At 55.0% G+C, this 10,362-nt stretch carries 10 protein-coding genes; 4 read left to right on the forward strand and 6 right to left on the reverse strand.

Annotation, left to right across the window (positions count from 1 at the left end; translation table 11 throughout):
• Positions 1-14: 14 nt before the first annotated feature.
• From ptsI to cysZ, 4 genes are all read right to left on the reverse strand, one after another.
• Positions 15-1,742: a phosphoenolpyruvate-protein phosphotransferase PtsI gene (ptsI, locus tag ADJ24_RS20785; RefSeq protein ID WP_023308729.1), complete on the reverse strand. Its 1,728-nt coding sequence runs from the start codon at positions 1,740-1,742 to the stop codon at positions 15-17.
• 44 nt (positions 1,743-1,786) lie between these two features.
• Positions 1,787-2,044, reverse strand: a complete 258-nt coding sequence (gene ptsH, locus ADJ24_RS20790; protein ID WP_000487600.1) for a phosphocarrier protein Hpr — start codon at positions 2,042-2,044, stop codon at positions 1,787-1,789.
• 317 nt (positions 2,045-2,361) lie between these two features.
• Positions 2,362-3,333, reverse strand: coding sequence for a cysteine synthase A (gene cysK / locus ADJ24_RS20795; protein WP_014884739.1), 972 nt, complete (start codon positions 3,331-3,333; stop codon positions 2,362-2,364).
• Between the two features lie 163 nt (positions 3,334-3,496).
• On the reverse strand, positions 3,497-4,258 hold the full coding sequence (cysZ, locus tag ADJ24_RS20800; RefSeq protein WP_023308728.1) for a sulfate transporter CysZ: 762 nt from the start codon (positions 4,256-4,258) through the stop codon (positions 3,497-3,499).
• Between the two features lie 230 nt (positions 4,259-4,488).
• On the opposite strand from cysZ, the gene zipA reads away from it, so the two are divergent.
• The 3 genes from zipA to ADJ24_RS20815 all read left to right on the forward strand — a co-directional run bounded on the left by zipA (position 4,489) and on the right by ADJ24_RS20815 (position 7,774).
• Positions 4,489-5,472, forward strand: coding sequence for a cell division protein ZipA (zipA, locus tag ADJ24_RS20805; protein WP_023308727.1), 984 nt, complete (start codon positions 4,489-4,491; stop codon positions 5,470-5,472).
• A gap of 69 nt (positions 5,473-5,541) precedes the next feature.
• Positions 5,542-7,557: an NAD-dependent DNA ligase LigA gene (gene ligA / locus ADJ24_RS20810; protein ID WP_032667905.1), complete on the forward strand. Its 2,016-nt coding sequence runs from the start codon at positions 5,542-5,544 to the stop codon at positions 7,555-7,557.
• A 1-nt stretch (position 7,558) separates the two neighbouring features.
• The gene (locus ADJ24_RS20815) at positions 7,559-7,774 is read left to right on the forward strand and encodes a DUF3820 family protein (RefSeq protein WP_003861328.1); all 216 of its coding nucleotides are present in this window, start codon (positions 7,559-7,561) and stop codon (positions 7,772-7,774) included.
• On the opposite strand, the gene ADJ24_RS20820 is transcribed toward ADJ24_RS20815, so the two are convergent.
• Positions 7,771-8,766, reverse strand: coding sequence for a bile acid:sodium symporter family protein (locus ADJ24_RS20820; protein ID WP_023308725.1), 996 nt, complete (start codon positions 8,764-8,766; stop codon positions 7,771-7,773). The genes ADJ24_RS20815 and ADJ24_RS20820 overlap by 4 nt on opposite strands.
• Positions 8,767-8,855: 89 nt before the next feature.
• Here ADJ24_RS20820 and ADJ24_RS20825 point away from each other — a divergent pair, with 89 nt between their 5' ends.
• A complete protein-coding gene (locus tag ADJ24_RS20825; RefSeq protein ID WP_032668258.1) occupies positions 8,856-9,791 on the forward strand; it encodes a LysR family transcriptional regulator in 936 nt (311 codons plus the stop codon).
• Here the strand turns inward: ADJ24_RS20825 and ADJ24_RS20830 are convergent.
• A complete protein-coding gene (locus ADJ24_RS20830; RefSeq protein WP_023308723.1) occupies positions 9,788-10,126 on the reverse strand; it encodes a FlxA-like family protein in 339 nt (112 codons plus the stop codon). The two genes, ADJ24_RS20825 and ADJ24_RS20830, sit on opposite strands and share 4 nt — an antisense overlap.
• Between the last annotated feature and the right edge of the window lie 236 nt (positions 10,127-10,362).

The following is a 10,362-nucleotide window of genomic DNA, read 5'->3' on the forward strand; positions in this document are numbered from 1 at the left end:
CCGCATCTCGTGGATTAGCAGATTGTTTTTTCTTCAATGAACTTGTTAACCAGCGTCATTAACTCGTCCGTTGTCGGTTGAGCAAGAGCCTGCTCTGCTAACACCTTCGCATCTTCGAAGTTCGTGTTACGGATAATCTTCTTAATGCGCGGGATGGAAATGGCGCTCATAGAGAATTCGTCCAGACCCATACCCAGCAACAGAAGTGTAGCACGTTCGTCGCCTGCAAGCTCACCACACATGCCAGTCCATTTACCTTCTGCATGAGAAGCATCAATAACTTGCTTGATCAAGTTCAGTACGGACGGTGACATTGGCTGGTAGAGATGTGAAATCATATCATTACCACGGTCAACTGCCAGGGTGTACTGCGTTAAATCATTGGTGCCGATACTAAAGAAATCAACTTCTTTGGCTAAATGACGCGCAATGGTCGCCGCCGCAGGTGTTTCCACCATCACGCCGATCTCGATTGACTCGTCAAACGCTTTACCTTCTTCGCGCAGTTCCTGTTTGTAGATTTCGATCTCTTTCTTCAGTGCACGCACTTCTTCAACAGAGATGATCATCGGGAACATGATGCGCAGTTTACCGAAAGCAGAGGCTCGCAGGATCGCGCGAACCTGGTCACGCAGGATCTCTTTACGATCCATCGCGATACGGATTGCACGCCAGCCCAGGAACGGGTTCTCTTCTTTCGGGAAGTTCATGTACGGCAGCTCTTTGTCGCCACCGATGTCCATGGTACGGACGATAACCGCCTGAGAGCCGCAGGCTTCAGCCACGGCTTTATAAGCAGCAAACTGCTCTTCTTCCGTTGGCAGCGCGTCGCGGTCCATGAACAGGAATTCTGTACGATAGAGACCGACGCCTTCCGCACCGTTGCGCTCAGCGCCATCAACGTCGCGGACGGTACCGATGTTTGCGCACACTTCTACCTGATGGCCGTCCAGGGTGATGGCTGGCAGGTCTTTCAGCTTAGCGAGTTCCGCTTTTTCAGTCGCAACCTGCTCCTGAACCGCGCGCAGTTTATCGATCTCTTCATTAGTTGGGTTGACGTAAACCAGATTGTTTACGGCATCCAGAATCAGATAGTCGCCGTTTTTCACCTGAGAGGTGACGCTACCGGTACCCACGATGGCAGGCAGTTCCAGAGAGCGCGCCATGATAGAGGTGTGGGAAGTACGGCCACCCGCGTCGGTGATGAAACCGAGGACCTTTTTCAGGTTCAGCTGTGCGGTTTCAGACGGAGTGAGGTCAGCGGCAACCAGGATGACTTCATCCTGAATTGCGCTCAGGTCGATGATGGCCAGACCCAGGATGTTGCGCAGCAGGCGCTTACCGATGTCACGTACGTCAGCCGCACGCTCTTTCAGGTATTCATCATCCAGTTCTTCCAGGGCAGTTGCCTGACCTTCGATAACTTCATGCGCAGCCGCGTCGGCCGTCATGCCTTTATCTTTAATCAGGGCTATGATTTCCTGCTCCAGCTCCTCATCTTCGAGCAGCATGATGTGCCCTTCGAAGATGGCTTCTTTTTCTTCACCGAAAGTTTCGCCAGCTTTAGTTTTGATTGCTTCCAGTTGCGCAGATGCCTTGGCACGACCGCTCAGAAAACGTTCAACTTCCTGATCAACCTTGTCGGCAGAAATTTTTTTCCGGTCGATGACGATCTCGTCTTCTTTCAGCAGCAGTGCTTTGCCGAAAGCGATACCCGGGGATGCTAAAATGCCTGAAATCATAACCCTACCTTACTTGTGACTGATATTTAAAAGAACCCGGAAACTTACTCGAGCTCAGCCATCAGTTTTACCAGATGCTCAACTGCTTTCTGCTCGTCTTCACCTTCTGCAGAGATGGTGACAACGGTGCCCTGAGTCAGGCCCAGAGTCTGCAGTTTGAACAGGCTTTTTGCGCTCGCGCTTTTGCCGTTGGAAGTCACAGTGATTTCAGAAGTGAAGCCTTTTGCTTCTTTAACAAACTGAGCAGCAGGGCGGGTGTGCAGACCGTTCGGAGCGGTAATGGTAACTTCTTGCTGGAACATTGTATTTCCCCAACTTATAGGTTTAGTGTTGTGGAACTAAAGTCTAGCCTGGCGACTGAACTTTAGCCTGTATTGTTAGCGCTGACGTTTCGATCGTCATTAAACATTATGCAGCGAAAGCAAGACTTGAACCAAATCATAAAATCGATTCAGCAAGGCTATTTCATTCACCGATTAATTTCACGCATCAAAATAATTGCTGGTTTAAATACCAGACCCAACGGGGTGAAGCAATGCCAGGAGGGGCAAAAGTTTGAAGCAGGCCACAAAAAAGCACCTGAAAAGGTGCTTTTTTACGCGTTATTAACATGCTGGCACTACTGTTGCAGTTCTTTTTCGGTAAACAGATCGGCAAACAGTGCGGTGCTCAGGTAACGCTCGCCCGAAGAAGGAAGGATAACCACAATATTCTTGTTGGTAAAGGCTTCATCTTCCTGAAGCTTGAGTGCTGCCGCAACGGCTGCACCGGAAGAGATACCCGCCAGAATGCCTTCTTCATCCATCAGGCGACGCGCGGTAGAAATGGCTTCTTCGTTAGTGATGGTCACCACTTTATCGATCAGCTTCAGATCCAGGTTGCCCGGAATGAAGCCTGCGCCAATACCCTGAATTTTATGCGGGCCTGGTTTAAGCTCTTCACCCGCCAGTGCCTGGGTGATAACCGGTGAGTCAGTTGGCTCAACGGCAACGGTAATCAGGTCTTTTTTACCCTTTGTGCCTTTAATATAGCGTGACACGCCGGTCAGCGTACCGCCGGTACCCACGCCGGAGATAAATACGTCAACCTGGCCGTCGGTATCTTCCCAGATTTCCGGACCGGTGGTCTTCTCGTGAATTTCCGGGTTAGCCGGGTTGCTGAACTGCTGCAGCAGCAGATATTTCGCCGGATCGCTGGCCACAATCTCTTCAGCTTTCTGAATGGCGCCCTTCATGCCCTTCGCGCCTTCGGTCAGCACCAGGTTCGCGCCCAGCGCTTTAAGCAGCTTACGACGCTCGATGCTCATGGTTTCTGGCATAGTCAGCGTCAGCTTGTAGCCGCGTGCGGCAGCAACATAGGCCAGAGCAATACCGGTGTTACCGCTGGTCGGTTCCACCAGCTCAACGCCAGGCTTCAGTACGCCACGTTTTTCAGCATCCCAAATCATGTTTGCACCGATACGGCATTTTACGCTGAAGCTCGGGTTACGTGATTCGACCTTCGCCAGAATGCGTCCATTACCGATACGGTTCAGTCGAACCAGGGGCGTATGACCGATAGTCAGCGAGTTGTCTTCATAAATCTTACTCATGGCCTGTCCTTAACTGTATGAAATTGGGATACCGACCCAGCATACCTGTTGAGCAGGTAGGGGGAAGTAAGGAATTCGCATATCTATATACTGCAAGGAAATAATGGGGATCAGTATGGAATAAGGGGCGGCATAAGCCACCCCTGCTTTACACATTTTTGCATTATTTCCATAACGCGTGCTTAGCACGGTAGCAGTCGACCCACATCGCCGTCGCGCCGCAGACGGCGACGGGCATGATGAACAGATTCAGGAAGGGAATCATGGTGAACAGGCTGGTCAGCGCGCCAAACTGCATATTGGCGACCTTCTGACTGCGCAGGGCAGTGCGCATCTCTTTAAACGGCACCTTATGGTTATCGAACGGATAGTCGCAGTACTGGATGGCCAGCATCCAGGCGCTGAACAGAAACCACAGCACCGGCGCCACCGTCTGGCCAATGCCTGGCACAAAGTAGAGGATAAGCAGCACAATCGCGCGGGGCAGGTACCAGGCAAACTTCTGCCACTCGCGCTTCATGATGCGTGGCAGGTCTTTCATGATCCCCAGCACGCCCGTGTCCGGCGGCGTCGCGCCGGTAAGCCGCGCTTCAAGCTGTTCCGCCAGCAGACCGTTAAACGGTGCGGCTATCCAGTTGGCAATCGTCGAAAAGAAGTACCCAAACACCAGCAGCACGGAGATTACCGCCACCGGCCAGAGCAGGTAGTTAAGCCACTGCAGCCAGTCCGGAACGTAACTCATCAGCGACGGGATCCAGCTCTCCAGCTTTGTGAACAGCCACCAGAACGCGCCGCCCATCAGAATAATGTTGATCAACAGCGGCAGAATCACGAAGCGTCGAATCCCCGGCAGGGAGACCAGTTTCCAGCCCTGAGAAAAATACCAGACGCCGCTGCGCGGGGGAGAAGAAGATGTTGAAACCATAGCCAGGCTGTACTCCTTTTTACACAACCAGTGGAATTGCCCGCCTATATTATCCACTTACGGAGCAATGACCAGTTCGGAAATGTTCGAAAAACCAGCAAAAAGCACGATTTCCTTCATCTTTATGCTGTGAATGCTCTGCACACACTTGCACTTGACGTAAACGGCAAATACTCTTAGTGAGTAAATGTTTGCCGTGGTGGCAAGGTGTTAGAACAACAGAGAATATAATGATGCAGGATTTGCGTCTGATATTAATCATTGTTGGCGCGATCGCCATAATCGCTTTACTGGTACATGGTTTCTGGACCAGCCGTAAAGAGCGTTCCTCGATGTTCCGCGATCGCCCACTGAAGCGCATGAAGTCCAGTCGTGACGACGATGACAGTGAAGATGACATCGACGGCAGCGATGACGACGGCGTGGGTGAAGTTCGTGTTCATCGGGTCAATACTGCGCCCGGCGCAGGCCATGGGGAGCATGAAGCGCCTCGTCCTTCGCAGCACCAGTATCAACCGCCGTATGCTTCTGCACAGCCGCGCCAGCCAGCGCCGCAGCCTGTGGAAGAACCGGTGCGCCAGCCGCCGCAACAGCCTGTTTATCAGCAGCCTGCTGCGCCACAGCCGGTTCAACAGCAGCCGGTGCAGCAGCCCGTGCAGCAACAGCCTGCTCAGCCGGTACAACAACCGCAGCAGCCTGTTCACGTACAGCCTGCGCCTCAGCCTGCTCCGGCCCCGCACGTTGAGCCTGAGCCCGTTGTAGAGCCAGAGCCGGTTGTTGAAAAACCACAGCGTAAAGAAGCGGTGATCATCATGAACGTGGCCGCGCATCACGGCAGCCATCTCAACGGTGACGTGCTGCTCAACAGTATTCAACAGGCAGGATTCAAGTTTGGCGATATGAACATTTTCCATCGCCACCTGAGCCCTGACGGTAGCGGCCCGGCGCTGTTCAGCCTGGCCAACATGGTTAACCCTGGTACCTTTGATCCGGAAATGACCGGTGATTTCGTGACCCCGGGCGTCACTATCTTTATGCAGGTGCCTTCTTACGGCGACGAACTGCAAAACTTTAAGCTGATGCTGCAGTCCGCTCAGCACATCGCTGACGAAGTCGGTGGCGTGGTGCTTGACGATCAGCGTCGAATGATGACCCCGCAGAAGCTGCGCGAGTATCAGGACCGCATCCGCGAAGTTAAGGAAGCTAACGCGTAATCGTCGCGTTTACTTCAACTCCTCCTCAACCCCCGCCTGTCGGGGGTTTTTTCTCATTGATGGTGCGATATGGACTCAATCGAACAACAACTCACTGAACTGCGAACCACGCTTCGCCATCATGAATACCTCTATCATGTTATGGACGCGCCGGAAGTCCCGGATGCGGAATATGACCGCCTGATGCGCGAGCTGCGCGAGTTAGAGGCGCAGCATCCAGAGCTCATCACGCCGGATTCCCCCACCCAGCGCGTCGGCGCTGAGCCGCTGGGCGCTTTCAGCCAGGTGCGCCATGAGGTGCCGATGCTGTCGCTGGATAACGTCTTCGATGAAGAGAGCTTCCTCGCGTTTAACAAACGCGTGCAGGATCGCCTTAAAAGCAGCGACTCCCTCACCTGGTGCTGCGAGCTCAAGCTGGATGGCCTGGCGGTCAGTCTTCTCTACGAAAACGGCGTGCTGGTGCGTGCCGCAACGCGTGGCGACGGTACAACGGGCGAAGACATCACCACCAACGTGCGTACCATCCGCGCGATCCCGCTGAAGCTGCAGGGTGACAACATTCCCGCACGTCTGGAAGTGCGCGGCGAGGTGTTCCTGCCCCAGGCGGGCTTCGAGAAAATTAACGAAGAGGCGCGTCGCACCGGCGGAAAGGTGTTTGCTAACCCGCGTAATGCGGCGGCAGGCTCTCTGCGCCAGCTTGATCCACGTATCACCGCGAAGCGACCGCTTACTTTCTTCTGCTACGGCGTCGGTATTCTGGAGGGCGGCGAGCTGCCGGATACGCACCTCGGACGTCTGCTGCAGTTTAAAGCGTGGGGTCTGCCGGTGAGCAACCGCGTTCAGCTTTGCGACTCGCCGGAAGCGGTGCTGGCGTTCTACCACAAGGTGGAAGAGGACCGCCCGACGCTCGGTTTTGATATTGATGGCGTCGTCATCAAGGTGAATTCACTGGCGCTGCAGGAGCAGCTGGGCTTTGTGGCGCGCGCTCCGCGCTGGGCGGTGGCGTTTAAATTCCCTGCTCAGGAGCAGATGACCTTCGTTCGCGACGTGGAGTTCCAGGTTGGCCGTACGGGGGCGATTACCCCGGTCGCCCGTCTGGAGCCCGTGCAGGTGGCGGGCGTGCTGGTGAGTAATGCCACGTTGCATAACGCCGATGAAATCGAACGCCTCGGCCTGCGCATTGGTGACAAAGTGGTGATTCGCCGCGCGGGCGACGTTATCCCGCAGGTGGTTAACGTTGTGGAGTCAGAACGTCCTGCCGATACGCGCGAGATCGTCTTCCCGACCCACTGCCCGGTGTGCGGCTCCGACGTTGAGCGTGTGGAAGGCGAAGCGGTGGCGCGCTGTACGGGAGGCTTAATCTGTGGTGCGCAGCGTAAAGAGTCGCTGAAGCACTTCGTCTCCCGTCGGGCGATGGACGTCGACGGCATGGGCGACAAGATTATCGATCAGCTGGTCGAGAAAGAGTATGTCCACACGCCAGCGGACCTCTTCAGGTTGACGGCAGGTAAACTGACCGGTCTCGACCGCATGGGACCAAAGTCTGCCCAGAATGTGGTTAACGCGCTGGAAGCCGCAAAAGAGACGACCTTTGCCCGCTTCCTGTATGCGCTGGGCATTCGTGAAGTGGGTGAGGCGACGGCGGCGGGTCTGGCGGCGTACTTTGGTACGCTGGAGGCGCTGGAAAAGGCTCGCATCGACGAGCTGCAGAAAGTCCCTGACGTTGGCATTGTGGTCGCCACGCACGTCTTTAACTTCTTCGCCGAAGAGAGCAACCGTGAAGTTATCGGCAAGCTGCTGGAAGAGGGCATTAAGTGGCCCGCGCCGGTAGTGGTTAACGCCGAAGAGATCGACAGCCCGTTCGCCGGTAAAACGGTAGTCCTGACTGGCAGCCTGAGCCAGCTTTCACGCGACGATGCGAAAGCGCGCCTGGTGGCGCTGGGGGCCAAAGTGGCGGGCAGCGTGTCGAAGAAAACCGACCTGGTGATCGCCGGGGAAGCGGCGGGCTCGAAGCTGGCGAAAGCCCAGGAGCTCGGCATTGAAGTTATCGACGAAGCGGAAATGATGCGTCTGTTAGGAGAGTAACGTGGAGAAAGAACAGCTCGTTGAGATTGCCAATACGGAGATGCCGTTCGGTAAATACAAGGGCCGCAGGCTGATTGATTTGCCGGAGGAGTATCTGCTGTGGTTTGCCCGCAAGGATGAATTCCCGGCAGGGCGACTGGGCGAGCTGATGGCTATCACGTTACTGATCAAAACCGAGGGGCTGACCCAGCTGGTTCAGCCCCTGAAACGTCCTTAAGCCTTCGCGGCGCGGGTCTCTTTCTGCGCCAGCTTTTCAGTCTGGCGCTTGTAGCGACGCGCCAGCACCGCGCAGACCATCAGCTGGATCTGGTGGAAAATCATCAACGGCAGCACCATCATCCCAATCACCGAGGTCGGGAACAGAATATTGGCCATCGGGATACCGTTAGCCAGGCTTTTCTTCGAACCGCAGAAGACAATGGTGATTTCATCCGCTTTGCTGAAGCCGCACCTGCGTGCCACAAAGACGTTTACCGCAATCACAATCGCCAGCAGGACGAGGCTGACCACCACGATAAACAGCAGCGAGCCTGCGCCTACCTTATGCCAGATCCCGTTAACGACCGCTTCACTGAAGGCGGAATAGACCACCAGCAGAATCGACGACTGGTCGGTTTTTGAGATCCATTTCTTGTGCTTTGCCACGAACGCCCCGGTCCATGGACGGGATAAATGTCCCAGGACAAACGGCAGCAGCAGCTGCAGGCAAATTTTTCCAACCTGCTCGAGATTGCCTTCCGCGCCGTGCATGTTCATCAGCAGGCCCACCAGCAGCGGGGAAACGAAAATCCCAAGCAGGCTGGATGCCGATGCCGAGCAGACCGCGGCCGCAACGTTCCCTCCGGCGAGAGAGGTAAAGGCAATGGCGGACTGCACGGTAGCCGGCAGAATACAGAGATACAGGAAACCGGTGTAGAGCGCCGGGTCGACGTTAACCGGCGCCCACCAGGCAAACAGCACTCCGAGGATTGGGAACAGAATGAACGTGCTACACATCACCCAGAGATGCAGCCGCCAGTGGCTACCGCCGGCAATAATGGCTTCGCGGGAGAGTTTTGCACCGTGCATAAAGAACAGCAGCGCGATGGCGGCCGTCGTCAGCCCTTCAAAAAACGGGACGAAGCCCCCGCGGGCGGGGAAAAACGAGGCCAGTAAAACGGTAACCACCAGGGTAAGCGTGAACGGATCAAGAATACGAAATAGTTTCATAATGACTCCTGAAATCAGATGTCGCTATTGTGCTTTTTTCTATTTGAGAAATAAAATTGATTTATTGCATCCATTCATGAATGAAACAGATGAATTATTCCTTACGTCAGCTTCGTATTTTCGTCACCGTCGCTCACGCCCGCAGCTTTAGCCGGGCAGGCGAGAAGATTGGCCTGAGCCAGTCGGCGGTCAGCCACAGCGTGAAAGAGCTGGAGAATCAGACCGGGGTGAAGTTGCTTGATCGCACCACGCGCGAAGTAGTGCTGACCGAAGCGGGGCAGCAGCTGGCCCTGCGCCTTGAACGGCTGCTGGATGAGCTGAACAGCACGCTCAGAGACGTGGGGAGGCTGGGGCAGCAGCTTTCGGGGACCGTGCGCGTCGCGGCCAGCCAGACAATCTCTGCGCACCTTATCCCGCAGTGTATTGCCGAGGGAAGCCACCGCTATCCGGATATTGATTTTGTCCTGCATGACAGGCCGCAGCAGTGGGTGCTGGAGAGCATCCGCCAGGGCGATGTGGATTTTGGTATTGTGATCGATCCCGGCCAGGCGAGCGATCTGGCGTGTGAAAGCGTACTTTCCGAGCCATTCTTGCTGCTCTGCCGTGACGACGACCCGCTGGCCACGTTGCCGGAAGTCAGCTGGCAGTGTCTGACGGGCGCGAACCTGGTTTTACAGGATTATGCCTCGGGCAGTCGTCCGCTGATTGATTCCGCGCTGGTGAATCAGGGCGTAAAAGCAACGATCGTGCAGGAGATTGGTCACCCGGCGACGCTGTTTCCCATGGTGGAAGCCGGCATTGGCATCAGCGTGTTGCCCGCCCTGGCGCTTCCCCTGCCGCAGGGAAGCCGGCTGGCCGTCAGGCGATTAGCGCCCGTTGTTGAGCGAAAGCTGATGCTGGTGCGGAGAAAAAATCGCTCACTCTCGGGGGCGGCGCAGGCTATCTGGGAAGTGGTGCGTATCCAGGCACAACGATTAACCGAAGCCCGCATACGCGACCCACTGTTTAACGCATCAGAAGATTAGATGTAGATATCAATCTGATTATTGTCTGAAGGGTTATTCACACCTTCCACTTTGCCCAGCTTTTGATCCTGCTTCTTTTGGGCCTCTTCTGCCTGCTGGCGCTGCAGTGAGGCGAGCTGCGCCTGAAGCACTTTGATCTGGGTCTGAATAAGTTCCTGCTGCTTCTTCTTCTCATCAGCGCTGCCGGTGCTGTTCGCCAGCTCTTTTAACTGCTGAGTCAGCTTTTTGATCTTGTCGAGAATGCGGGTGATTTGCGTAGCGATATCGTTACTGCTGGAAGTTCCACTCGCGCCGCTGGTTTGAATCTGTTGGGTTGAAGCCTGAATGGTCGTCATACTTTTTCCTCGCGTTATAAAACAGAGGTATCGGCACTAACGGGATTAGCTTGAGCAAAACTGCCATATCTGGCAGGGAGTTACATCGATACACAATAAGTATTGATGAAGCGATGAAAGTGTACTGGAAGGCGGAAGTAGACAAACTGCAGATAGCAAAAAGGCGCCTTTAGGGCGCCTTTCTACATTGGTGGGTCGTGCAGGATTCGAACCTGCGACCAATTGATTAAAAGTCA

This window comes from Enterobacter sp. 940_PEND, from assembly GCF_001059415.1.
Classification (GTDB): domain Bacteria; phylum Pseudomonadota; class Gammaproteobacteria; order Enterobacterales; family Enterobacteriaceae; genus Enterobacter; species Enterobacter cloacae_M.